Consider the following 23,706-nt stretch of genomic DNA (forward strand, 5'->3'; position numbering starts at 1 on the left):
GGTTCTCGGTGGTTATGCCGCCTTTGCGGCCCGTATCGACAGATCGGCCACGACGCGCCCCAGGTAGCGTATCGCACGGTCGACGTCGTCGGAATACGGCAAGCCGCAATTGATCCGCAGGAAATGGTCGAAGCGATTCGAGTTCGAAAACATCAAACCGGGCGCCACCAGGATACCTTGCGCGAGCGCCGCATCAAATACCTGCGCCGCCGGCAGCTTGTGCGGCAACTCCAGCCATAGCGTCATGCCGCCGTCGGGCATGGTCAACCGCGTACCGAGCGGGAAATAGGCTGCGATGGCCTGCGCCATGCGCGCGCGCTGCCGCCGCAGCGCCGTGCGCAGGCGCCGCAAGTGCCGGTCGTAGGCGCTCGACGCCATGAATTCGGCAGCCGCGATCTGCGACCACTCTTCATTGTCGCGCGTCTGCGCATACTTGAGCATCGCCACCTTGGCCTGCCAGCGCCCCGCCGTCATCCAGCCCAGCCGCATGCCGGGCGCCAGCGTCTTGTGCAGCGATGCGCAATGAATCACGTTGCCGCCGTGATCCCATGCCTTCAAGGCCGTGAGCGGCACGTCGCCTTCGGCCAGCTCGCTGTAGGTGTCGTCCTCGATGAGCGCGATGGCATGGCGCGCGCATAGCTGCACCAGCCGCTGCTTGTGCGCGTCCGGCATGAGGCAGGCCAGCGGATTCTGGAAATGCGGCACGACGACCGCCGCCTTGATATTGCCGTAAGTCTGGATCGCCAGTTCCAGCGCCTCGAGCGAGATGCCGGTGCTGGCGCTGGTCGGGATTTCCAGCGCGCGCAACCCCAGGCTTTCCAGGATCTGCAACAGCCCGTAGAAGGTCGGCGATTCGACCGCGATGGTATCGCCGGGCTGGGAGACCGCGCGCAGCGCGAGGTTGAGCGCCTCGATGCAGCCGTGGGTGACGGTCACCTCGTCCGGCGACAGCACCATGCCGGCGGCGATGGCACGCTTGGCAAGGACGCTGCGGAAAAGGGCATTGCCGCCGGCCGGCGTGGCGCGCACCAGCATCTCGGGATGACGGCGCAGCGCGCGCACGGAGGCAGCCCGGAGCGGCTCGGCCGGATACAGTTCCGGTGCGGCGCGCGCGCCCGACAGATTGACTCTGACCGGATGGCGCCGCCCTTGCGCGATGAACTCGGAAACGCGCGCATGCACGCCGACATATTGCGCGGGGTCGGGCGGCTGCAGCAGGTCCGGTTCATCCGGCGGCGGCAGCGCGACACGCTCCGGCCCGCGCACGAAATAGCCGGAGCGCGGGCGCGCCTCGATCCAGCCTGCGCTCTCGAGCTGCCTGCAGGTCTGCAGCGCCGTCGACAGGCTTACGCCGTGCAGCCGCATCATCGAACGCACCGAGGGCATGCGCTCGCCCTGGGCCAGCGATCCCGCCTTGATCGCGCCGAGATAGTGGTCTGCCAGTTTTCTATAAAGAGGTTGCGAGTCCATATCGCATGATCACCGATTCATCGCTTCCGGAACAGATATAGATTCCTGAAAAATACACGATAACAGATGCCATCCCGGCATTCTGTTGCGCTACAGCTTGCGGTGTCCTATGCCTGTTGCATGTCCTCCGGCGCTCATAGCATGGGCCCATACACCTGAAAGGAAGGCATGATGGCACGGCAACGCACCACGAAGACGAAACTTACTCATGGTCAATCTCTACGGCAGTACGCGTGCCGCGGCACGATTGTGGTGGCGGCAAGCGGCATGCTGCGCGTTACAGGCGCGCCAGTCTGGCTGGGGGAGCGCATCCTGTCGGAGACAGCCTGCCTGCGTGAAGGAGAACCCCATCTGGTCAGGCAGGCTGGCTGGATTGCCATCCAGGCGCTGAACGACGCCGAGGTCGTGTGCGTCACGCCAGAGGCGCTATGGCCGAAGCTGTCGCGCTGGTGCCGGATGGCGGCCGCAGGCTTGCATCGCGGCTGGAAAAGCCTCGCGCAGCATGCCGGGGGCGGCTAGCGCAAGCCAGGCGAGAAAGAATTATCATGGAATATTTCGTCGCCCCGCCCTACTGTTCCGCCCATGTTCCAGCATCCATCCGAATTCGTCACGTTCAAGGCCAGCCCGCACTTGCCCGGCGTGGAACTGTACTCGGCGCGGTTGGTGGAGCATGCCTTCGCACCGCATGTGCACGACGGCTATTCGATCGGAGCGATCGAAGCGGGCGTGGAGCGCTTCCGCTACCAGGGCGAAGAGCACGTGGCGCCGGCCGGCACGCTGGTCCTGCTCAATCCGGATGAACTGCATACCGGCGAGGCCGAGGTGGAGGCGGGCTGGACTTACCAGATGCTGTATATCGAGCCCCGCACCTTGCGCGAGCTGACCGGCAGCGAGGCGTTCTTTCCGCAAGCGCTGGCCCATGACCGCGCGCTTGCCGCGGCATACCGGCGCATGTTTCGCCGCATGTGGGACGCGCCCAGTAACATCGCCTTCCTGTCCGACTTCACGCGGCTGGTCGACGCGATCGTGGCGCGCTACGGCAAAAACGCGAAGGCGCCGGTGTCGCCGCGCCATCTGCGCCACATGGCGTCGATGCGGCGCGTGCTCGACTGCATCGAGGCGCACCTCGACGAACCATTGGGCATCGACACACTCGCATCGGAAGCGGGCCTGTCGGTATTTCACTTCGTGCGTACCTTTTCCGCGATGTTCCATGCGACGCCGCACCAGTACCTGCAGGCGCGCCGCGCCGCACGCGCCAAGTCGCTGCTGGCGCAGCGCGCTACACCGGCGCATGCGGCCGCCGCGGCGGGCCTGACCGATCAAAGCCACCTGAACCGCTGGTTCAAGCGCGCCTACGGCGTCACGCCCGCGCAATACCAACAGCAAATCGGTACAAGACCGCAGCCGGCAACGCGCGCATAATCGCCCGCTGACTGATCGCGCGCCCGCGCTTCGCCATCTTCTTTACGCCAAATGCTGATCGGATTTCTCTGCGCCCTGGGCGCCGGCCTCTTCTGGGGCATCGTCTTCGTCACGCCGCTCGTCCTCGGCGACTATCCCGGCATGGTGCTGTCGTTCGGCCGCTATGTCGGATTCGGCCTGATCGCGCTGGTGCCGGCCTGGTTCGACCGGCGGCAGATCGCCGCCTTGTCGAAGGCGGACTGGCGCGCCGCCGTCAAGCTTTCGCTGGTCGGCAATGTCCTGTACTACGCGGCGCTGGCCAGCGCGATCCAGCTGGCCGACGCACCGCTGCCGGCCATGCTGATCGGCACGCTCCCGGTCGTCATCTCCATCTGCTCCAACTGGTCGCCCGGCCATCCCTCGGAATCGATAGCCTGGCGCAGGCTGGCGCCTTCCCTGGTCATCATCTTCGCCGGCCTGATGCTGGTGAACGCGAGCGAACTGAGCCAGCTCGACGGCCGGCGCTCCCTGGCCGACTATGCGCTCGGCTGCCTGATCGCGCTCGGCGCGCTGGCGGCATGGACCTGGTACCCGATCATGAATGCGCGCCACATGAAACGGCATCCGCATATCCGCTCCTCGACCTGGGCCACCGTGCAGGGGCTGGCAACCTTCCCGCTGGCGCTGCTCGGCTTCGCCGGATTCGGCCTGTATACGGCCACCGGCCACGGCACCTATGCGTTTCCGCTCGGCCCGCGCCCGTCGCTGTTCATCGGCATGATGCTGATGCTTGGACTTTGCGCCTCGTGGCTGGGCACGATGTTGTGGAACAAGGCGAGCCAGCGGCTGCCGACCTCTCTCGCCGGGCAGCTGATCGTGTTCGAAACCCTGTCGGCGCTGCTGTATGCCTTCATCTGGCGCGGCACCGTGCCGCCCGTGCCGGTCCTGGCGGGCGTCGTTTTGCTGTGCGCCGGCGTGGCCATGGGCGTGGGCGCATTCCACCGCGCGCAACGCAAGGAAGCGCTCGCCGGCAGCACGTGAAGCGGGAAATCGCTGTTACCATGCGGCCCATGGCCAGATTTTTCCACCGTTTTTCAATCTTGTCGGCAGGGATCGCCTGCGCATTGCTGCTGCTCGCTTGCAGCCCCAAGTTCGACTGGCGCGAGGTACACGACAGCGGCATTCCATTCAGCATCTTACTGCCAGCCAAGCCAACCACGTCCGCACGCCAGATCGATCTCGACGGCTTGCCGGTTACGATGACGATGACCGCCGCCGAGGCCGGCGACGTGCTGTTTGCGGTCGGTTCGGCCGAAATGCCAGATCCGGCCGCCGCAGAGCGCGCGCTGGTCGCCATGAAAACGGCGCTGACCCGCAATATTGGCGGCAGCATCCGGCGCGAATTGGCCTCGTCGCCGGGCGCCGTGCCCGCTACATTGGACATCGAGGCAGTCGGCGCGCCGCGCAACGGCGAGCAGCCGCGCCTGCTGGTCGCGCGCTTCGTCGCCGTCGGTAAGCGCGTGTACCAGTTGGTGGTCGTCGGCCAGGAAAAATCCGTGCCCCGCGAAGCGGTTGACACCTTCTTGACCTCCTTCAAACCCGCCTGATTGCCGTACCGGGGAGCGCGGGGGGGAATTACGCCGCCGCTGCGCCGTCACATGCCATATCAAGCCATGCATGGCCGGAGCAGCTGTAGCCTGTAGCAAATTCCTGAAGTCATGCTATGGTTTAAATATGAACAAACCCTTGTGGAGGCACCATGTTGGTCACATTCAAATCAAAAGCCGCCGCCGAAGTACTGATGTACGAAGATCACGCCAAGCGCATCCTTGATTTGCTGCACAAGGATGTCAAGCAGGGCATCATCACTGCCGGCGAGATGCCGCGCGCCGTCACCACGCTGGAAGAAGAAATCGCCGAAAGCAGGCGGCACCCGGCTTCCGAGGAAGTGGAGCGCGACGTGCTGGCGCATCATGGCGAGGACGTGGAAGACAACGAGCACGAGCCGGTTGAATTTGTCAGCTTTGCAACGCGCGCCTATCCTTTGCTGGAGATGCTGCGCGCGGCGCGGCGCGAAAACAACGACGTCATGTGGGGCGTCTGAGCACGCGGGTCGAATGCGCTCAAGCCGAGCGCCGAGGACGCAACGCAGCCGGGCGCAGTCCATGCTTTAAGCCCTGCGCCACAGCGGCTAAAATGGCGGCTTTGCCTGAAACGGCGGCCATCGGCAAAGGCCCACTGTCCCCGGGCTTGCCCCGCCATGCATATTGACGTGTCTAAACCTCATTTAAAATCCGATTCCCTCGCTTTCAGCCTGCTGGCTGCCGCGCGCGCCGTTGCCCAAGTCAAGTCCGGGACGGCGTTGCCGCAGGCGCTGGGCGCCGTGCTTGCGCCGCTGAATGCCTCCGCCCAGGCGCGCGGCGCAACCCAGGACATCGCTTATCGCACCATGCGGCGGCTTGCCAGCGTCGAGGCGCTGATCCGGCGGCTGACGAACAAGCCGCCCGCGCCAGCCGAACTGCACGGGCTGTTGTGCTGCGCGCTGGCCCTGATCTGCGCCGGCATCGATGCGCCCGGCGACGCGCCATACGAATCCTTTACCATTGTCGACCAAGCCGTCACCGCGGCCTCCGCCACGCCCGCCCTCGCCCCGGCCAAAGGCATGGTCAATGCGGTACTGCGGCGATTTTTGCGCGAACACGAGGCTCTGCTGAGCGAAATACGCCGCAACGAATCCGCACGCTGGAACTACCCCGCATGGTGGATCGACACGCTCAAGTCGGCTTACCCGAGCCAGTGGCAGACCATTCTTGAAGCCGGCAACGGAACGCCGCCGCTGACCCTGCGTGTGAACCGGCGCCGCACCGATGTCGACGCATATCTGCGCGTCCTGAGCGACAACAACATTGCCGCCTCACGCATCGGCCCCGATGCGGTGCGCCTGGCGCGCGCGGTCCCGGTGGCGCAGATCCCGGGCTTTAGCTCAGGCCTGGTATCGGTGCAGGATGCCGCCGCCCAGCTGGCCGCGCCCCTGCTCGATCTGCAGCCCGGGATGCGCGTGCTCGACGCATGCGCCGCGCCGGGCGGGAAAACCGGCCACATCCTGGAATGCGCCGATGTCGAAGTGCTCGCCCTCGACTGCGACGCCCAGCGACTCGCACGCATCGACGAGAACCTGCAGCGCCTGCAGCTGCACGCGGCGCTGAACGAAGGCGACGCCAGCGGTAGCGACTGGTGGGACGGAAGGCAATTCGACCGCATTCTGGCCGACGTGCCGTGCACGGCATCGGGCATCGTCCGGCGCCATCCCGACATCCGCTGGCTGCGCCGCAAGGAAGATGCAGTACGGCTTGCAACACATTCGGCGCAAATTCTCGACAATCTGTGGCGCATGCTGCGGCCCGATGGTAAATTGCTATTCGTTACATGTTCCATCTGGCCGCAAGAGTCGGAAATGCAAGCCGCCTCTTTTGCAGCGCGAAACAATGCTATCCGATTAGCCGCGCCGGGCCAGTTGTTGCCCGTCGCAAATGTAGAACAGGATTACGATGGCTTGTTTTACGCGCTATTCCAAAAGACAGCGGTCTGATAGTATTTTTCAATTGTCTTCGTCTGGAAGAGCGCATGAATATTATTTACCGCTGTTTATGCTTCCATCGCATGGCCGACGATATGCTGCCTTTTATGCCGGGAAAAAACATGACTATCGCCCGGCTTCCCGCCGCCCATTCAACCCTGTTGTAGACGATTACACGGATGCCGTGAAACATGTTGTCACGGTGCCGGTTCAACCCGAGTGACACGCCGCTTCCTTCATTTACTGGCAAGTTATTTGCTGGCAACAATGTTGCTGGCACTGGCATTCGGCGCTCCGCCAGCCAAAGCGGAAGGCGTGGATATCACGCGCGCCAACCTGGAAGCGGCGGACGAGGGCTATCGGCTGTCGATTGCCTTTTCCTTTGACCTCAACCGCAGCCTGGAAGACGCGATCCAGCGCGGCATTCCGTTGTACTTCACCACCGAGATCGAACTGTCGCGCCCGCGCTGGTACTGGTTCAATGAAAAAACCCTGTCGGCTTCGCAAACTGTCCGAATTGCCTACAATGCCCTGACGCGCCAATACCAGGCGGCCATCGGCGGCCAGCTGCAAGCCAGTTTCAGCACGCTGGACGAGGCCCTGTCGCTGGTACGCCGCCCGGGGCGCTGGCTGGTAGCCGAAAAAGGCGCGCTCAAGCCGGGCGAAGTCTATAACGTCGAAGTCCGCATGTACCTCGATGTGGCACGCCTGCCCAAACCCTTCCAGGTCAACGCGCTCAACAACAGCGACTGGCGCTTCTCGTCTGACTGGAAACAGTTCACCTACCGGGCGGAATAGTGCCAAGGCTGCTGCGTTACTTGCTGGTGATCGGCGGCGGAGTGGTCAGCATCCTGCTGTTTCTGCTCGCCTCCGCTTCGGAGAATTCCGTCTTTTTCGACCAGCACTATTCCTGGCTGCTGGGCCTGAACGCGCTGATGACGGTTGCGCTGCTGGGGCTGGTGTCCCTGCTGCTGCGGCGCCTCTATAAGCGCTACAAGCGGCGCGAATTCGGCTCCAAGCTGATGGCGCGCCTGGTTCTGCTGTTCGCGCTGATCGGCATCCTGCCCGGCACCGTGATCTACATCGTGTCGGTGCAGTTCGTGTCGCGCTCGATCGAATCCTGGTTCGACGTGCGCGTCGAATCGGCGCTCGAATCCGGTCTCACGCTCGGCCGCACCGCGCTCGACGCGTCGCTGGCTGACCTCGCCGCCAAGGCGCGCAACGTCGCGCTGGAGCTCTCCGAGTTATCGGAATCGGCGCAAGTCACGCAACTGTCGCGCCTGCGCGACCAGGAGCAGATGCAGGAAGCAACCATCGTCACCGCCAACGGTCAAATCATCGCCACCGTCGGCGGGCGCCTCGGCGCCTTGGTGCCGGAACTGCCGACCGCCGCGATGCTGCGCCAGGCCCGCATGACGCGCGGCTTCTCGGCCATCGAGGGCGGCGTCGAGCCGCACGAGGATCTGAACGGCGCCGCCGTTCCCTCCGCGTCGGCGTCGAATCTACTGGAGTCGCCCGGCGGGCTGCGCCTGCGCGTAGTGGTGGCGATCCCGGCAGCGAGCAATGCGCTGTCGCTGCAAAGCGAGTCGCGCTTCCTGCAATTGCTTCAGCCGGTGCCGCAGCATCTGGCCGCCGATGCGGAAGCATTGCGCGCGGCATACAGTGAATACCAGGAGCGCTCGCTGGCCCGCTCCGGCCTGCGCAAGATTTATATCGTGACCCTGACCCTGACCCTGCTGCTGGCAATATTCGGCGCGATCGCGGCGGCCTTCCTGATCGCCGGCGACCTGGCCAAGCCCTTGTTGGTGCTGGCCGAGGGCACCAAGGCGGTAGCCGAGGGCAACCTGTCGCCGCGCCCGATCGTGCCGACCAAGGACGAACTGGGCACGCTCACGCAATCGTTCAACACCATGACGCGCCAGCTGTCGGAAGCGCGCGCCGCGGCCGAACGCAACCGCTTCGAGCTGGAGAATGCAAAAGCCTACCTGGAATCGGTGCTGGCTAACATGTCCGCAGGCGTGATGGTCCTCGATAGCCACTTCCGCCTGGTGACCTGCAACGAATCGGTCGAGCGCATCCTGCAGCACGATTTCGACCGCCACATCGGCAAAGCGCTGGCGGCCATCGACGGTCTGCAGCCGCTGGCCGACGCCGTGACCAAGGCTTTCTCCGAACAGAGCGCCCAGTCGGCGGTGGACGACGGCGGCGTGGGCGGTGCCGGCGACCTGCACTGGCAAAAGCAGATCGAGATTCCGCGCCTGCCGTCCGAGGCCGACGGCGAGCAGAACATCACGCTGCTGGCGCGCGGCTCGCACTTGCCGGTAGCCGGCGGCACCGGTTATGTAGTGGTGTTCGACGATATCTCCGACGTGATCTCGGCGCAGCGTTCGATTGCGTGGGGCGAAGTGGCTCGCCGCCTGGCGCACGAGATCAAGAATCCGCTCACGCCGATCCAGCTGTCGGCCGAACGCCTGCAGATGAAGCTGGAAGACAAGCTCGCTCCGCAGGACGCGACGATGCTCACCAAGAGCACCAGCACCATCGTCAACCAGGTCGCGGCCATGAAGCGCATGGTCGACGATTTCCGCGACTACGCGAAAACGCCGCCTGCCATGCTCACCCCGCTCGACCTGAATGCGCTAGTCGAAGAAATCCTGCACCTGTACATCGGCGGCGACGAGCTCCATATCATTCATCCGATACTGGCACCGCACCTGCCGCAGGTGATGGGCGATGCAACGCAGTTGCGCCAAGTCATCCACAACCTGCTGCAGAACGCGCAAGATGCGGTAGAGGAGCGGCCCGACACCACGCAGCCGCCACGCATCGACGTGGTCACGGAAGCCATCCACTATCACGATTCGGATGGCGGCAAGCGTACCGCGGTGCGGCTGACCATCACCGATAACGGGCCAGGATTTTCCTCAAAGATACTTTCGCGCGCTTTCGAACCGTATGTCACATCCAAGCAGCGTGGCACGGGCCTGGGATTAGCGATGGTTAAAAAAATCGTCGATGAGCATGGCGGTCGAATCGACCTCAAGAACCGCTCCAGCGCCAGCGGTGCAAAAGTCGCGATTTTGCTGTTAAAGTTAGCGCCGTAACAGGAGCGGTCCCGATACTCAGGGCAAGCTTACAGATTGAAACAATCTTTGCGACTTATATTGGTTTCGCGCTGCATCGAACAACGAAAATCAGGCGACAATGGAGGCACACAGGTACACGTATGGCAAATATCCTCGTAGTCGATGATGAAATGGGCATCCGGGAATTGCTCTCGGAGATTCTGGGCGATGAAGGTCACGTCGTGACCACCGCCGAGAATGCGCAGCAGGCACGCGAATTCCGGGCGCAGGGCACTCCCGACCTGGTCCTGCTCGATATCTGGATGCCGGATACCGACGGCGTCACGTTACTCAAGGAATGGCAACGCGATGGCTTGCTGAACATGCCCGTGATTATGATGTCCGGTCATGCCACCATCGACACCGCGGTCGAAGCGACCCGGATCGGCGCTCTCAATTTCCTTGAAAAACCGATCGCCTTGCAAAAACTGCTGAAAGCGGTACAACAGGGCTTGTCGCGGACGCAAGAACCGCCCCGCCCCGCTGCCCCTCTTTACCATGCACGCCCGGTGGCCGCGCCGAATGCCAGCGATCAGGCGGCAAGTGCCGCCACCGCCGCCTATGCGCCCGGCTTGCAAACCGGAATCGCGCCGGCGGCCCCGATCACACCGGCGCTTGCATCATCCGACTCGCAACTGTTCGGCCTGTCATTCGACCTGCCGCTGCGCGAGGCGCGCGATGCATTCGAACGCGCTTATTTCGAGCATCATCTGGTGCGAGAAGGCGGCAGCATGACGCGTGTTGCCGAAAAGACTGGCCTCGAACGCACTCACCTTTATCGCAAGCTCAAGCAGCTGGGCGTGGAACCCAGCAAGCTATCGAAAAAAGGGTGACCCTCACCACACTAGTCCTTGGCGCTACCGCACTGCAGCGCGAAGCAGCCATCGCCGAGGCGCTTGATCCGGCGCTGACGACAGCACTTATTCTCGAAGGCATTGCCAGCGGACAGTCACCGCTCGATGGCATGAATGGGCCGAGAATTTCCCGCATTGCGCCTGGCTGCCTTTGTTGCACTGGCAACATGGCGATGCGCATAACGTTGAACCGCACCCTGCGTCGTCCGCCGCAGCGTCTTTATATCAGCCTGGCAAGTTCCGAACATGTGGAGAGCATTCGTCGCTTTCTTGCCGACACTCCTTATGATGACCTGCTACAACTGACTCAAGATATGCAAACGTAAGAACATTCCTCTCCCTGGGAGAGGAATGTTTTTTATCACTCCCGCCCTGCTTAGCTTGAAACCGGTCGACTTGGCCCCATTTTTGCATCAACAGAAGGGATCAGGGCAAACCTGCAATCATTCGTAGCACAAGGAGCGCAACATGAACTTAATCTACAACAGCGATCAGTACAGCGTCGTGGAATTTGGGGCAGACAACGGCCGCGAGGCCTTGCGCTTTGGCGGATACGAGATCATGGACAAGTCCGGCAAGCGCGAAATCTTCATCGGCGGCACCTTAGCCAAATCCTTCCGCGAAGAAGTTGAGAACTTGATCGCCACCGAACCAAGCATCGAGGAAATCGATGATTTCCTCGGCAAATACGACGCTCTGATGCGTCAACCGGTCACGCTGCACTAACCGTCATTTTTACAAAATCCGCCACAGGATACATGGACCACTGTTTTCATTCTGTGGCCTTTTCCACCAACAACTAAAAGGCCATCGCTGCCTGAAACGGGACATTGGCAGCCTGTGCTCCGTCTACTGTCATATGGCATGATGACGGGCATTGCTTTTCAGCCCAATTTCACTTGCGCATGCATTTGCCAATTCAATGCGGGGTGTGCTTTGCGCGCCTGCTTGCGCATAGAGAACTTCTCGAAATCAGTCATGGATCAATCCAGCTCGATCAAATCATCTTGCCGTGCCTTGGAAACCGGCGGCTTTTCCGCTGGATGGAGCCGCTCATAAATGCACGCGAACTCCCGCTTCGTCAGCAGCGCCCAGACCGGCATTCACGAACAGCTGACGGCGCTCGTCGCCAAACACGCGGCCACGGAATTCAAGAAGCCGTTCATGCCTTACAACCACGCAGCATTTGATGCGAGTATCGCCGCGTGGCAGGCGCAGGGCGCCAAACCACTGATCCTGGATGCAGGATGCGGCGTCGGACTGTCGACGCTCAATCTCGCCGCGCAATTCCCCGATCACTTCGTCATTGGCGTGGACCAGTCGGCCGATCGTCTGGCACGCAATATCGTATGGCGCGATGACATGCCGGCCAATTTCATTAAGGTGCGCGCCGATCTGGTCGATTACTGGCGCCTGATGTTGAAGGCGAACGTACGGCCGGCCCGGCATTATGTGCTGTATCCCAATCCTTGGCCGAAAATCGGGCAGCTTCAGCGGCGCTGGCACGGCCACCCCGTATTCCCGGCCATTGTCGCGCTGGGCGGCGAACTCGAGTGCCGCAGCAATTGGCGTGTGTATGCCGAGGAATTTGCCAGTGCGATCAGCCAGTTAAACGGCACGCACGTCCAATGCGAAGCCTACGCGCCGGACAGAGCCCTCACCCCGTTCGAGCAGAAATATCAAGTCTCCGGTCACGCGTTATGGCGCTGCCGGGCCACTATCCAGCCAGCCGCTTGGCGGGGTTAACCGAGTGAATTTCTGAGCGGCATGAGTGATACCGCAAGCAAGGAAATATGCGGCTCTCCAAGGGAAATCGTCCGCAATCCCGCATGGATACTACGTTTCGAAGCAGAAATCGCAGTTTGACCGAGCACAAACGGCACATTGATTGACTCGGCATCCCCTATTTATGGCATTGTTCGGGTGAGTAAAAGACGGTAAGCTCGGCGCTTGAATTTGACCCGACCCAGTCGAGCGCTGTCCGACAGCAAGTCGGTCGACGAGAACATGCAGCCGTATCGGCCAACGATCCGAACCATGCATCCCCCATCCGGAATCTCGACGAGCATCTCCATAATAAAGGTATTGCGAAATGCTTTACGTCTCCAACTCAGCACCTTCGAATCAAACCGTCATGGTCCTGCGCCTGACCAGCCGCAACGGGCAGCCATGCACCTATACGAAAACGCTGAAGGAATACGGTCTCAATCTGCTCGAGTGCTTCACCCTGGAAGCCGCCCACAATGCCGTCAACAACGGTTGCCGAGTTGGACTGCTGATTGTCACGCAAGAAGCTGAACTGGCGCACCTCGACAAATGCGAACCGTTCGTCAGCAACAATAAAATCTCATGGGTCGGCCTGATCGCACAGGAATTGATCTCGATGCCACGCATGCGCGAATTCATCGGGGAACACCTGTTCAATTTCATCACGCTGCCCGCCGACCTTGACCATATCGCGCTGACGCTGCGCCACGCCTGGGGCATGGCGTTCATGCGCGAAGTGCAGCATACAGCGTCGCCGGCCCCGCAGGCAGATGACGATGATTTCGTGATGGTAGGACAGACACCGGAAATGCAGCGCCTGTTCATCCAGATTCAGAAAGTCGCACGCACCGATGCCTCGGTGCTGATCACCGGCCCGTCCGGCACAGGCAAGGAAGTGGCCGCACTGTCGATTCACCGGCAATCGGCGCGTCGCAACGCGCCGTTCGTGGCAGTCAATTGCGGCGCTATTGCGCCGCAATTGTTTCAGTCCGAGTTGTTCGGCTATGAAAAGGGTGCGTTCACCGGCGCCACCCAGCGCAAGATCGGCCGCATCGAGGCAGCTCAAGGAGGCACTCTGTTTCTCGATGAAATCGGCGACATGCCGATCGACATGCAGGTAAACCTGCTGCGCTTCCTGCAGGAGAAGACGATCGAGCGCGTGGGCGGCAACGATTCGATCGAAATCGATGTACGCGTCATCGCGGCAACTCATGTCGATCTCGCGGAAGCAGTATTACAGGGGCGCTTCCGCGAAGACTTGTATTACCGTATCAATGTCGTCTGCATGAGCATGCCGCCGCTGGCCGATCGCGGACAGGATATCGAGGATATCGCAAAGCACTATTTCGCCAAGTTTGCCAGCGCACATAACCGCAGCCTGCGCGGGTTTTCCAAGGCAGCGATGAATGCGATGCTCAGCCACGACTGGCCCGGCAACGTACGCGAACTGGTCAACCGCGTGCAGCGTGCAACAGTGATGGCGGAAGGACGCTTCATCCAGCCGGAAGACCTCGGCTTTGAGCGCAACGACCCGCACAACAAGATGATGTCGCTGGAAGACGCGCGCGCCGCCGCCGAGAGCATGATGATCCGGCGTGCGCTGTCGCAGTCGCGCAATCAAATCTCGCGGGCGGCATCCCTGTTGGGCGTATCGCGGGTGACGCTTTATCGACTGATCGAGAAGTACAACATCCGGCCCGATATCGCGGCTAGCGCACGAACGCCATTCCTTGGTAGCGCAAAGCACGACCTGGGGGCGCACAAATAAGGTACGACGTGGTATCAGTCGGGCTTGGTCCGCTCGACATGCGCGATCGGTTCAGAAAAACGAATCGCTTTGCCGTCCGCTGGCAGCAATTTTAACCAGCGGGCAATCCTAAAATAATAATCCCCCTGGGACACCGCTGGATCGAGAGTTTGTATCGAAGCAGCCTTGATGCAAGCCATGGCGGGCGCTTACCGGTGGGCTGGGCAGGCAATGACGGGACTTGACGTGGGTGATGAACCTGCGGCAGTCCTAGACAGTAAGATGCGGTAGACACATTCGTTGCATTTCAACGCGACACGGCACTGCGCGTTGCGCCTATATGTGCGTGACTGATTTGTTCCGCGAGCGATGACACTGCGCGAATTTCCTGATTGACTGGATTCTACCGCCTATCCGGCCGGGTACTGTCTTGCCGACTTGACGCCGGTTCTATGCGGGCGGATTGCGCCGCCATAGGGAAGCGTTCTGGCCGCGCGGTTCAGATTGTCGTCGTTCCGATGACTGCAATTCACCCACACCAACCTCGAATAGTCGACAACGAAAGGTGGTGTAAGGATGAAATCGAAAACAGTACGCGCAACGCAAATCGTACCGCTCGCACTGGCCGGCATGCTCTGCGCCGCTCATTCGCAAGCAGCCGAGACACCAGGGCAACAGCGCGAGCGGAACGACGTCCGCGCGGCGCAGCCGCAGGATCTCCCGGAACCACGCGTACAGACATCCCACATGACATTGCATGCAGGCGAAGGAGCACTTCCCCACACTGCCGCACAGGACACGCAGGTCGCGCAGTCCGCGCCCGCCCCGGCAGATCCACGGGCACCGGCGACGGAGAGCGGACGAACCGCGCAGCGATCCGGGCCTGGTGTCTTCGAAGTGGACGAAGATGCAGCGCAGCGCGCACTCGAGCGCACTCTGACCCAGAGCGGCGCGTTACTGCTGCCGCAGCGCACGGTTGAAATCACGCCCAGCTACACTTACCGGCGCAGCGAGCAAAGCGCTGCGGTGCTCGCCACCGTTGTGAATCCGGCCACCTCGGCATCGACGCAGGCGGTCATTAATCAGAGGAACAGGCAGAACGAGAACACGTTCCGCGTCGATGTCCGGGCAGGCCTGCCCTACAATAGCCAGCTTGAATTCAGTCTGCCTTACAGCATCATGCGTACGTCGCAAGTGACCGATTTCGGTACGGGCACCTCAGCCAACGGAAACGGCCTTGGCGACGCCACGCTTGGCATTGCAAAGACGCTTGCGCGCGAAAGCGGAGCGCGGCCTGATCTGGTCGGACGCCTCACCTATAACTTCGGGAACGGCAAGCGGCAGGATAATGGCGTTCCCTTGACTGGCGGCTTTCGCCAGATAATTGCAGAACTGATTGCGCTCAAACGCCAGGACCCGCTGGCATTCGTGGCTAGCGCCTTCTATGGCAAGACCTTTGAAAAAGACGGAATCAGGCCGGGTGACTCTGCCGGCATTTCTTTATCCGCGACCCTGGCTGCAAGTCCGGCCACATCGTTGCAGCTAGGCTTCTCGCAGGTCTATCGCAAGAAACAGGAAAACAACGGCATTACGCTGGAAGGGTCGGATCAGACTTATGGCATCGCGACCTTTGGCGCCTCGTCCGTTCTCTCGCGCGATCTGACCTTGGTGACGCAGCTCGGCATCGGCATGGGCAACGACGCTCCAAAATACAGCTTTACCATCTCGCTGCCGATTCTTTTCAGATAAGGAGTGACAATAGCGGCCCTCATGGCGACTCTTATTGCGGTCCGACCCTCGGCCAAGGGCCGGACCCGCCAGCTACTTAATTGCGTTGAAAAATGCCGCCAAGGTTAATGACATTGGGGATGGCAACTGCATTGCCGAAGACTGACACCGCGACAGCCGGCGCCACGACAATCTGATTGAGGAAAGCGAGATTAAAGTCGAGCACGCCGGCGGTAACGCCGTCCATTTGCGCGGCGCTCAGCTGCACCGGTTCCGTCGCAGCGGGCTCTGCCGCAAATGCCATCGACGACAGGGATAGCAGCGATGCGGAAACCAGGGAGGCGACCAGTGATTTTTTCATTTGCATTTCTCCTAAACCAAAAGTTAAAAGATAGCGAAGCGCCAGCACGGTGAATGCCGCGATTCCCTCTCACTTTAGCCAGCGCTCCTTCGAAAAATAAGTATGAAATTTAGATGGAGCGTCACGTGAACTTTCGACTTTGATCCAGTTTTTGAATTCGTTTCACGGCGCTGGATCGAGCGAATAGGTGATGTATGCCAGCGGCATCGCGCCGGCCTCCTGCAGTAACGGGAGCATGGACCGCACGGCGCAGCAAGCGAGGGAAGACGGCATGCGGTAAGCGATTGCATCAGGTGGATACCGTATCTCCTGGCGGCGGAGACATGCCCGCCGCGAGCTCTCCCGGTGCCATCCGGCCCAATGTCACTAGTTGATTCGATACCGGCCATCTCAACCACGCCACTTGATGCTGTCATGAGGGACTGCACAACCTGGCAAGCAAAGTGCAGTGCGCCGCGGCGTCTACTGTGGGCGCAAAAATAAAAAAACGGGTTCATCACCCGTCCGAACAAGCGTCACCGGCCCTCAGCCGAGGGCCAGTTCCTCCTGCTTAATTGCGCTGGCGAATGAGAGCAACGTTATTGTTGCGGGATACGGCCAGGGCACCACCGCCAACGATCGAAATCGCAGCAACCGGTGCGCTAATCGCCTGGGTCAGCTGCACGATATTAAAATTCAGCAGGCCGGCAGTGACACCATCCATTTGCGCATTGGTCAGCTGCACAGGTTCCGCTGCAAATGCCATCGACGACAGGGACAGGAGCGAAGCGGATACCAAGGAAGTGATCAGCGATTTTTTCATTTTGCATTTCTCCTAAACATAAGCGTTGAAAAGTAACGAAACGCAAACACGGTTTGTGCCGCGATTCCCTATCACTTTAGTCAGCGCCCCCCGAAAAATAAGTATGAAATTTAGATGATGCCGCGTGCGCATTCCCTGTCTTTGATCCAGTTTTTTAATCGGTCAGGATACTGCCGCCCTCGCCATTTGCCAGGCGCAGGATCAGACGGCCTGATGCTTTCAGGGACAAAGCAGGGAGTAACAGACTAACGGGCCAGGCTGTCGGCGGCGGGACTGGCGGGGCGTAAGGGCATGCGCGATCGAAGCGCTACTGCCCGAGCACTGGACGCGTTCGGCAGCGAGCTTTTTGCCGGGCATCGAGTGGCGGACTATTCTGGGTTTGTTGAATGAAACGATCAACGTGTGCTTTGAGCGGATGGCCAACCCTCCGCTCAAAGCACCCGCTCATCCTATCGCTGCCATACCGATGCGAAGTTGGTCGGAACGCTGTAGACAAGCGCCGTGTTGTTGCTGCCGATCTGAATGACGGTGACCGGCGCGTAGATGATTTGAATAATTGAAGCGATATTCATGTTGCCGAAGGCTTGCGCAAAGCCTGTGGGAAGCGCATTTTGCCGGGCATGCCGTCCTGAGGCAGTCACGCTGTCCATCTCGTGCGCGGACAACAGCATCGGCTCGTTGGGGGAAACTTCGGTGGCGGCAAATGCCATCGACGACAAGGTCAGCAAAGGCAAGGCGATGAGGCTGGTTACCAGTGATTTTTTCATTCATTTCTCCTTAACCGGCGCAATAAAGTATGTTGAGTTCGGGACATGAATTGCTCCATGTCCCTCCATACTTTACCCAGCACTTAATCAAATGATAAGTACGAAATTTCGATCATCTGCAGGAGAAAAAACCACCTTCCTTCGAATTTTTCAATGTGTACGATGCCATCAAACTTCGTATTGCACAGGAATGAGCTAACGCAAGGTCAGGAAATCATTTTCCGTAGGAGCCAGTTGGTTCGGCGGTATGACGCCGTCGCGCCGCTGCACGGTAAAGCCGATGCGCCCCAGCGAGGGATATTCGATCCAGTGCTCCATGAATTCATCCACTGGCATGGTGCGGTTGCCCCAGGCGGGATCGGCCAGCAGCGCGCGGTCGCGATACATGCCGCGAAAGACGACGAAGTGGTTGTAACCGTGCGTTTTGATCGGCACGATCAACGGCGCCTTGGCAACCAGGTCCTTGAGCTGGAGCTTGCCGTAACCGCTGCCCAGATAGCCGCGGGCGTCGACATGGCGCTTCAGGTCCAGCAGCGAAAAACCTTCGCGACTCTGGATCAGCTGCGGATTCTTGATGTATTCCTCCCGCTTCATCAGCGACAGCGCCACCTCCTTCTCGGTGACCGGTTCGCCATGCTGGTACTTCAGCAGGGTCGCCAGCGCCGCCGCACCGCAGCTCAGGTCCCACTGTTGTATCACCACGTTCTCATGGCGCATTTCAAGCAGCGACCTGACGGCGCGTTCGCCGGCGAAGGCCTGGACAGCCGGCAGCAGATATAGCAATGCGCAGCATCCGGCGCAAGCCATGTTGACGGCGCGGTGCCGCCAACGGGCAGACGCGGCCGAGCTTTCCACTGCATAGGGCTGGTGCATTCTTTTCATGTCATGTCTCCATTTCGGCGTACCGGCGAAATCGTGGGCGTGTTCGTGCTGCCAGGCGAGCTATTGCTCGGTCGCCTGCGCGACAAGGCTGCGTAGCACTTCGGCAAAGCGGTTCGCCGCAGGCGTGGCGGACCAGGGGCGGCCGTGTATCAGATACAGCACCGTCTTGTACCCGGCCTTGTCGCCCACAGGCAAACGTGCCAGCAAGCCTTGCTCGATCCATTGCCCGACCCGATGTTGCGGCAGCCAGGCATAACCCAGTCCTTCGCGCACCGCTGCCACCACCGTGTCGCAGCTGTTGAGCAGCCAGCAGCGCGCCTGAGCCGAGTTCGTCGCTGCTGTGCGGGCGGCATCGCCGCTCGGGGCAATACCGATCTGCACGTGCTGCGCAAGATCTGCGGCAGTCACCTCGCGCTCCAGCTTGAACAAGGGATGATCCGGATGCGCCACGGGAATGTGCGCGACTTCGACCAGCGGCTCGCCGAGCAACCCGAGCGGCACATGCTCGCTGATGGCGAGGTCGACGCTCAGGTCATGCAGCACTTCTTCCGTTTGCGATATCGGCACTTCGCGCAGCTTGACCTCGGCGGCGCCCTCCCCGCTCAGCGTAAACTCCCGCAACGCCTGCATCAGCAACGGTGTCGGAAAGTTTTGATCGACTACCAGACGCACCTCGCCGCCACGCCCCTGCCCCAGGTTCTTGGCGAAGGTCTCGAGCTCGATGGCTTCCTTGAGCACATGGCGCGAGCGGTCCAGCAGCGCGCGCCCCTCGCTCGTCAGGATCGCCTTGCGCCCATCGATCTTGAGCAAGGGCACGCCGAGTTGTTCCTGGAGCTTGGAAATGGTGTAGCTGATGGTGGACTGGCTCAGATGAAGCGATTTCGCGGCTTCGGCATAGCCGCCGCAGTCTATGACGGCATGCAAGATGCGCCATTGCTTGAGACTCACATAAATATTCTGCACATCGTGCGGCCGGGAGTATAACCGCGAACGGATGCCATTCAGGCGTAGCGACTGCTCCGAGCGCTCTTTTCTGGATTGCGTCATTTTTCATCCTTTACAGTTGTGCCAACCGCGCGGTGGTGTAACGGATTACAAAATATCGTGCATGGGAAACCCATGCGTTTCCGGGCTCGGACCTAATGCAAAACCTACGCCCATCACACAAGGAACTGATTTGTTTTGGCTTTTTTTATGGAAACTACCGTTCTAGGTCCAAAGCTGTATTGGCTACGTCACACTGCTCCGTGACTGCAAGGGAATCAATGACTAGAACATCCCCTCGGTTCTGCCGTGACGGCAACGCTGGTCTCGCCCAAGGCGCGCACCGCCGTGCTCTCCCCTGCCGCGGGGATAGCGGCAGGCAACGTCAGAAAACGTAACGCGAATGAAGCATCCGCATCGCCAGCCAACCACAGGCAACCCGATACGCAGAACAATGCACGCCCAAACGCCCCATAAAAAAACCCCGCCATGCCTGCGGATGCAAACCATGACGGGGAACCGGAGATGAATCCTTGACAGTGCAAATCCGTGCGGTGTACCGAGCATTCGCTTCCATCGGCGTCCAGGGAAGGCGCTTTCAAGAGGAAGAGCTTTCTCGCCTCGCATCCAGCCCTGCGCCATGCTTGGCAAGACCCATGCCCAATTGCATAAGCCGTTGATTCGGTTGACATATCGAGTAGCGGCCGAGGCAAGCGGTGAGGGATCTGCCCAAAGGTGTAACGACGGCGTGCGCAATCATGCTGTGTCGCACCAATTCGCACCTGGATTGCACATTCAGAAAAAACGAAGAATAATCGCATCCACTATTTCCGCTTCGGAAACAATGAGGAAGCTACTGGCATGGACAGATTGCAATCGATGCGCGTGTTTGCGAAGGTGGTCGAGCAAGGCAGCTTTGCGCGTGCCGCGCAGATGCTGGATATCTCCAACGCCGTCGTCACGCGCCATGTGGCCGACCTGGAAGAACACCTCGGCACCCGCTTGCTCAACCGCACCACGCGCCGCCTGTCACTGACGGAAACCGGTCATGCCTACCTGGAGCGCGTGCTGCAAATCCTGCAGGAAGTAGAAGACGCGGAGGCAATCGCGTCGGCGCATTCCAAGAAGCCGACCGGAACGCTACGCATTTATTCGCAAATCGGATTCGGACAACTCCATCTTGCCCGGTTGCTGCGCGAATACGCAAAGCTCTATCCTGATGTTGTGCTGGATGTGACGCTGTCGGACCGCAATGTCGACTTGGTCGAGGACGGCTTCGACGTGGGCATTTTCATCGATTTCCAGAAATTCGATGCCAGCATGATTGCGCGCCAGCTCGGCATCACTGAAGTCGTGCTGTGCGCCTCGCCGGAATATGTAAAGCAGCACGGCGTGCCGGCCGAGCTGGAGGATATATCCCGCCATATCTGCCTGAATTTTTCCCTTGAGCAGGTGCGGCATCACTGGCCGGTGAAACAGGCGGATGGCACCACGACCCAGATTCCAATCAACTGCAAGGTAGTGTCCAACAATGGCGATCTGCTGCGCCAGTGCGCTCTTGAGGGCATGGGGGTCGTGCTGCGGCCCTCCTTTGCGCTGCGCGACGACCTGGCTGCCGGCCGGCTGGTGCGGCTGCTGCCGGACCAGCATCTCCAGAGCCTGTCGGTGGTCATGGTCTATCCGAGCCGGCGCCTGCTGTCGGCCAAGGTCCGCAGCTTCGTCGATTTCATGTCGCAACAATTCCCCCGTCCGGAAAGCGACCCCTGGCTTGAGCCCGCAGCGTGACGCTGGCCTGGCCCGCCTTCCCGTTGCGTCAATCGATTCCCCGGTGCGCGGCGGACGTGGTACCGTATTGAATCATCGTTCGCGCTCACTACCATGTGCCAACTGCTCGGCATGAATTGCAACGTCCCGACGGACATCGTGTTCAGCTTTACCGGCTTTGCCACGCGCGGCGGCCGCACCGATGTGCATGCCGACGGCTGGGGAATCGCCTTTTTTGAGGGCAAAGGCGTGCGCCATTTCGTCGATTACGAAGCCGCCGTCGCCTCGCCGATTGCCGACCTGATCAAACGCTACCCGATCAAATCCAGGAATGTCATCGCGCATATCCGCAAGGCGACGCAGGGCCGCATCGCACTGGAAAACTGCCATCCCTTCGTGCGCGAACTGTGGGGACGCTACTGGGTGTTTGCGCATAACGGCGACTTGAAAGAATTTGCACCGCCACTCGACGGCGCTTTCCGCCGCGTGGGCACCACCGACAGCGAATGGGCCTTCTGCTACCTGCTGCAGGAATTGCGGCGGCGCTTCGGCGACTCGCCGCCGACACAGGCCGCACTGACGGCGGCGCTGCGCGAACTGAGCCACGGCATCGCGGCGCACGGCACCTTCAACATGATGCTGTCCGACGGATCGGCACTGTTTGCGCACTGCTCGACCGATCTGCACTACATCGTGCGCCAGTACCCGTTTTCCACCGCCAAGCTGTCGGACGAAGACATGAGCGTCGACTTTTCCACGGTCACCACGCCGAACGACCGGGTGGCGATCATCGTCACAGCACCGCTGACCACGAACGAAACCTGGACGCGCTTTGCTGCCGGCGAATTGAAGGTGTTCGTGGATGGAATGCCGGTGGCGTAAAGCGCCGGGCGCCGGTCAATGCGCCGCACCATAAAAAATTGCCACAAAGAAATAAAAATGCGCTAAATTACAGGCAAAGAAGCATCGGAAGTTCTGCATCTGCCTGCTGGCGACTCAAGTGCGCACAGGCCGTATGTGTTGCAGCATCTGAGATGGCAAGCGCGGTGTGCCTTCCCGCCCTCCTGCCTGACAGTGCGCACTCATACGACCTGTGCGCACTTGGCTGCACCGCAAAGTGCGCTGGTTTGCCTTCGCCCAAAAGCCACGCGGCGCAAACTTGAATACGGCAATAACAATAATGTCGAAATGAATGCCACTTCCACAACCGGCAACGCTTCGCCCCGCCCGTTACGCGTGCGGGACTTTTTCCTTGCGCGCCAGCCCATTCTCGACCGTAGCCAGTCGCTGATCGCCTACGAGCTGTTGTTTCGCAATACCGATACTGCGGCGGCCAACATCACCAGCGACCTGTCGGCAACGGCGTCGGTGATCGCGCATACGTCGCAGCTGGGCATCGAAAAGGTGATCGGCGATTCGCTCGGCTTCCTGAATGTGGATGCCGCGGTCCTGATGAGCGACATCTTCCAGTTCCTCCCCAAGGAAAAAGTCGTGCTCGAAATCGTCGAAACGACGAAGGCGACTCCGCAAATCCTCGAGCGCATCCAGTCCCTGGTCCAGCAGGGCTTTCGCTTCGCGCTGGACGACGTCATCACCGACAACGAGGATGTCCAAAAGCTGCTGCCGCTGGCCGACATCGTCAAGATCGACCTGCGCGACATGCCGCTGTCGGCGCTGCTGAAGCTGGCACCGAAGTTCCGTCTCGCGAAGAAAAAACTGCTGGCCGAGAAAGTCGAGAATCGGGAACAGTTCGACACCTGCCTCGACCTCGGCTTCGATTATTTCCAGGGCTATTACTTCGCCAAGCCGGCCATCCTCTCCGGCAAGAAGCTGTCGCCGTCGCAGCTGGCGATCATGCAGCTGATGACGCAGATCACATCGGAGGCGGACAACATCGACATCGAACGCAGCATCAAGCAGGATATCGCACTGTGCTTCAACCTGCTGCGCCTGGTGAACGCACCCGCCATCGGCATGCGGCACCGCATTGACTCGGTCAGGCAGGCATTGCTGGTGCTGGGCCGCCATCAGCTGCAGCGCTGGCTGCAAATCATGCTGTATGCCGAGCCCTGCAAGAAGGGGCAAAGCATGACGCCGCTGCTGACGCTGGCGGCAACCCGCGGCAAGCTGCTGGAATTGATCGCGCACCGGATCGAGCCGCACCAGCGCCATATCGGCGACACCGCGTTCACCGTCGGCATCATGTCGCTGATGGACACCTTGTTCAGCATGCCGATGCAGGAAATCCTGGAACAGGTCGCCGTGGTCGAAGCTGTCAGCGATGCGCTGCTGCACCGCAAAGGGCGCTATGGCGACATGCTGCGGCTGGCCGAGCACATGGAGCGCATCGAAGAGGCGGGATCGATGCTGGAACACCTGGTGGAAAAACTCGGCCTTTCCAGCAACGACTTGAATGACCTGCAGTTAAGCGCCTTCGAATGGGGCGACATCGTGGCGCGCAACGCGGCATAGCC

Annotated in this window: 23 protein-coding genes; 17 read left to right on the top strand and 6 right to left on the bottom strand. The window is 60.7% G+C overall.

Annotated elements, in window-relative coordinates; translation table 11 throughout:
* Window positions 1-12: 12 nt before the first annotated feature.
* Window positions 13-1,470: a PLP-dependent aminotransferase family protein gene (locus FAY22_RS15400; RefSeq protein ID WP_146331029.1), complete on the bottom strand. Its 1,458-nt coding sequence runs from the start codon at window positions 1,468-1,470 to the stop codon at window positions 13-15.
* 267 nt (window positions 1,471-1,737) lie between these two features.
* Between FAY22_RS15400 and FAY22_RS15405 the strand changes: the two genes are divergently transcribed.
* The 14 genes from FAY22_RS15405 (at window position 1,738) to FAY22_RS15470 (ending at window position 15,693) form a co-directional block, all read left to right on the top strand.
* Window positions 1,738-1,989: a hypothetical protein gene (locus tag FAY22_RS15405; RefSeq protein WP_146331030.1), complete on the top strand. Its 252-nt coding sequence runs from the start codon at window positions 1,738-1,740 to the stop codon at window positions 1,987-1,989.
* Window positions 1,990-2,052: 63 nt separating this feature from the next.
* Complete coding sequence (locus FAY22_RS15410) at window positions 2,053-2,895, top strand: AraC family transcriptional regulator (RefSeq protein ID WP_146331031.1); 843 nt, start codon at window positions 2,053-2,055, stop codon at window positions 2,893-2,895.
* A 51-nt stretch (window positions 2,896-2,946) separates the two neighbouring features.
* A complete protein-coding gene (locus FAY22_RS15415; protein WP_146331032.1) occupies window positions 2,947-3,915 on the top strand; it encodes a DMT family transporter in 969 nt (322 codons plus the stop codon).
* A gap of 29 nt (window positions 3,916-3,944) precedes the next feature.
* Window positions 3,945-4,481, top strand: coding sequence for a hypothetical protein (locus FAY22_RS15420; protein WP_246860526.1), 537 nt, complete (start codon window positions 3,945-3,947; stop codon window positions 4,479-4,481).
* Between the two features lie 152 nt (window positions 4,482-4,633).
* Window positions 4,634-4,978, top strand: a complete 345-nt coding sequence (locus FAY22_RS15425) for a DUF1840 domain-containing protein (protein WP_146331034.1) — start codon at window positions 4,634-4,636, stop codon at window positions 4,976-4,978.
* Window positions 4,979-5,134: 156 nt separating this feature from the next.
* Window positions 5,135-6,463 (top strand): 16S rRNA (cytosine(967)-C(5))-methyltransferase RsmB, encoded by a 1,329-nt coding sequence (gene rsmB, locus FAY22_RS15430; protein WP_146331035.1) that lies wholly within the window; start codon window positions 5,135-5,137, stop codon window positions 6,461-6,463.
* 255 nt (window positions 6,464-6,718) lie between these two features.
* Entirely contained in the window at window positions 6,719-7,249 is a 531-nt protein-coding gene (locus FAY22_RS15435) for a DUF4390 domain-containing protein (protein WP_146331036.1), read from the top strand.
* The gene (locus FAY22_RS15440; RefSeq protein ID WP_146331037.1) at window positions 7,249-9,555 is read left to right on the top strand and encodes an ATP-binding protein; all 2,307 of its coding nucleotides are present in this window, start codon (window positions 7,249-7,251) and stop codon (window positions 9,553-9,555) included. The genes FAY22_RS15435 and FAY22_RS15440 overlap by 1 nt, the downstream gene beginning before the upstream one ends.
* Before the next feature lie 122 nt (window positions 9,556-9,677).
* Window positions 9,678-10,409, top strand: a complete 732-nt coding sequence (locus tag FAY22_RS15445; RefSeq protein WP_146331038.1) for a response regulator — start codon at window positions 9,678-9,680, stop codon at window positions 10,407-10,409.
* A complete protein-coding gene (locus tag FAY22_RS15450; protein ID WP_146331039.1) occupies window positions 10,406-10,756 on the top strand; it encodes a GTPase in 351 nt (116 codons plus the stop codon). The genes FAY22_RS15445 and FAY22_RS15450 overlap by 4 nt, the downstream gene beginning before the upstream one ends.
* 142 nt (window positions 10,757-10,898) lie before the next feature.
* Window positions 10,899-11,156, top strand: coding sequence for a DUF3567 domain-containing protein (locus tag FAY22_RS15455; RefSeq protein WP_146331040.1), 258 nt, complete (start codon window positions 10,899-10,901; stop codon window positions 11,154-11,156).
* 333 nt (window positions 11,157-11,489) lie between these two features.
* Window positions 11,490-12,176 carry a tRNA (guanosine(46)-N(7))-methyltransferase TrmB gene (locus tag FAY22_RS15460; protein ID WP_146331041.1) on the top strand — a complete coding sequence of 229 codons (687 nt, stop codon included), beginning with the start codon at window positions 11,490-11,492 and terminating at the stop codon, window positions 12,174-12,176.
* Between the two features lie 388 nt (window positions 12,177-12,564).
* Complete coding sequence (locus tag FAY22_RS15465) at window positions 12,565-13,965, top strand: sigma-54-dependent Fis family transcriptional regulator (protein ID WP_246860527.1); 1,401 nt, start codon at window positions 12,565-12,567, stop codon at window positions 13,963-13,965.
* A 555-nt stretch (window positions 13,966-14,520) separates the two neighbouring features.
* Complete coding sequence (locus tag FAY22_RS15470) at window positions 14,521-15,693, top strand: transporter (RefSeq protein WP_146331043.1); 1,173 nt, start codon at window positions 14,521-14,523, stop codon at window positions 15,691-15,693.
* 76 nt (window positions 15,694-15,769) lie between these two features.
* Here the strand turns inward: FAY22_RS15470 and FAY22_RS15475 are convergent, their stop codons facing one another.
* The 5 genes from FAY22_RS15475 to FAY22_RS15495 all read right to left on the bottom strand — a co-directional run bounded on the left by FAY22_RS15475 (window position 15,770) and on the right by FAY22_RS15495 (window position 19,432).
* On the bottom strand, window positions 15,770-16,081 hold the full coding sequence (locus tag FAY22_RS15475) for a hypothetical protein (RefSeq protein ID WP_146331044.1): 312 nt from the start codon (window positions 16,079-16,081) through the stop codon (window positions 15,770-15,772).
* Between the two features lie 502 nt (window positions 16,082-16,583).
* Window positions 16,584-16,835, bottom strand: coding sequence for a hypothetical protein (locus FAY22_RS15480; protein WP_146331045.1), 252 nt, complete (start codon window positions 16,833-16,835; stop codon window positions 16,584-16,586).
* Window positions 16,836-17,284: 449 nt separating this feature from the next.
* Window positions 17,285-17,602: a hypothetical protein gene (locus FAY22_RS15485; protein ID WP_146331046.1), complete on the bottom strand. Its 318-nt coding sequence runs from the start codon at window positions 17,600-17,602 to the stop codon at window positions 17,285-17,287.
* 195 nt (window positions 17,603-17,797) lie between these two features.
* Window positions 17,798-18,484 carry a C39 family peptidase gene (locus tag FAY22_RS15490; protein ID WP_210411834.1) on the bottom strand — a complete coding sequence of 229 codons (687 nt, stop codon included), beginning with the start codon at window positions 18,482-18,484 and terminating at the stop codon, window positions 17,798-17,800.
* Between the two features lie 60 nt (window positions 18,485-18,544).
* Entirely contained in the window at window positions 18,545-19,432 is an 888-nt protein-coding gene (locus FAY22_RS15495) for a LysR family transcriptional regulator (RefSeq protein ID WP_168204851.1), read from the bottom strand.
* 897 nt (window positions 19,433-20,329) lie between these two features.
* On the opposite strand from FAY22_RS15495, the gene FAY22_RS15500 reads away from it, so the two are divergent.
* From FAY22_RS15500 to FAY22_RS15510, 3 genes are all read left to right on the top strand, one after another.
* The gene (locus FAY22_RS15500) at window positions 20,330-21,253 is read left to right on the top strand and encodes a LysR family transcriptional regulator (RefSeq protein WP_146331048.1); all 924 of its coding nucleotides are present in this window, start codon (window positions 20,330-20,332) and stop codon (window positions 21,251-21,253) included.
* Window positions 21,254-21,346: 93 nt separating this feature from the next.
* Window positions 21,347-22,114, top strand: a complete 768-nt coding sequence (locus FAY22_RS15505) for a class II glutamine amidotransferase (protein ID WP_146331049.1) — start codon at window positions 21,347-21,349, stop codon at window positions 22,112-22,114.
* A gap of 306 nt (window positions 22,115-22,420) precedes the next feature.
* The gene (locus FAY22_RS15510) at window positions 22,421-23,704 is read left to right on the top strand and encodes an EAL and HDOD domain-containing protein (RefSeq protein ID WP_146331050.1); all 1,284 of its coding nucleotides are present in this window, start codon (window positions 22,421-22,423) and stop codon (window positions 23,702-23,704) included.
* Window positions 23,705-23,706: the final 2 nt, after the last annotated feature.

The sequence above is a fragment of the Noviherbaspirillum sp. UKPF54 genome, from assembly GCF_007874125.1.
Taxonomy (GTDB): Bacteria; Pseudomonadota; Gammaproteobacteria; order Burkholderiales; family Burkholderiaceae_D; genus Noviherbaspirillum.

Coding starts and splice junctions, on each gene's coding strand:
- FAY22_RS15505 (WP_146331049.1), top strand. CDS start 21,347: ATGTGCCAACTGCTCGGCATGAATTGCAACGTCCCGACGGACATCGTG.
- FAY22_RS15470 (WP_146331043.1), top strand. CDS start 14,521: ATGAAATCGAAAACAGTACGCGCAACGCAAATCGTACCGCTCGCACTG.
- FAY22_RS15445 (WP_146331038.1), top strand. CDS start 9,678: ATGGCAAATATCCTCGTAGTCGATGATGAAATGGGCATCCGGGAATTG.
- FAY22_RS15420 (WP_246860526.1), top strand. CDS start 3,945: ATGGCCAGATTTTTCCACCGTTTTTCAATCTTGTCGGCAGGGATCGCC.
- FAY22_RS15490 (WP_210411834.1), bottom strand. CDS start 18,484: ATGAAAAGAATGCACCAGCCCTATGCAGTGGAAAGCTCGGCCGCGTCT.
- FAY22_RS15435 (WP_146331036.1), top strand. CDS start 6,719: ATGTTGCTGGCACTGGCATTCGGCGCTCCGCCAGCCAAAGCGGAAGGC.
- FAY22_RS15485 (WP_146331046.1), bottom strand. CDS start 17,602: ATGAAAAAATCACTGGTAACCAGCCTCATCGCCTTGCCTTTGCTGACC.
- FAY22_RS15415 (WP_146331032.1), top strand. CDS start 2,947: ATGCTGATCGGATTTCTCTGCGCCCTGGGCGCCGGCCTCTTCTGGGGC.
- FAY22_RS15465 (WP_246860527.1), top strand. CDS start 12,565: ATGGTCCTGCGCCTGACCAGCCGCAACGGGCAGCCATGCACCTATACG.
- FAY22_RS15510 (WP_146331050.1), top strand. CDS start 22,421: ATGAATGCCACTTCCACAACCGGCAACGCTTCGCCCCGCCCGTTACGC.
- FAY22_RS15405 (WP_146331030.1), top strand. CDS start 1,738: ATGCTGCGCGTTACAGGCGCGCCAGTCTGGCTGGGGGAGCGCATCCTG.
- rsmB (WP_146331035.1), top strand. CDS start 5,135: ATGCATATTGACGTGTCTAAACCTCATTTAAAATCCGATTCCCTCGCT.
- FAY22_RS15410 (WP_146331031.1), top strand. CDS start 2,053: ATGTTCCAGCATCCATCCGAATTCGTCACGTTCAAGGCCAGCCCGCAC.
- FAY22_RS15425 (WP_146331034.1), top strand. CDS start 4,634: ATGTTGGTCACATTCAAATCAAAAGCCGCCGCCGAAGTACTGATGTAC.
- FAY22_RS15455 (WP_146331040.1), top strand. CDS start 10,899: ATGAACTTAATCTACAACAGCGATCAGTACAGCGTCGTGGAATTTGGG.
- FAY22_RS15480 (WP_146331045.1), bottom strand. CDS start 16,835: ATGAAAAAATCGCTGATCACTTCCTTGGTATCCGCTTCGCTCCTGTCC.
- FAY22_RS15400 (WP_146331029.1), bottom strand. CDS start 1,470: ATGGACTCGCAACCTCTTTATAGAAAACTGGCAGACCACTATCTCGGC.
- FAY22_RS15500 (WP_146331048.1), top strand. CDS start 20,330: ATGGACAGATTGCAATCGATGCGCGTGTTTGCGAAGGTGGTCGAGCAA.
- FAY22_RS15460 (WP_146331041.1), top strand. CDS start 11,490: ATGCACGCGAACTCCCGCTTCGTCAGCAGCGCCCAGACCGGCATTCAC.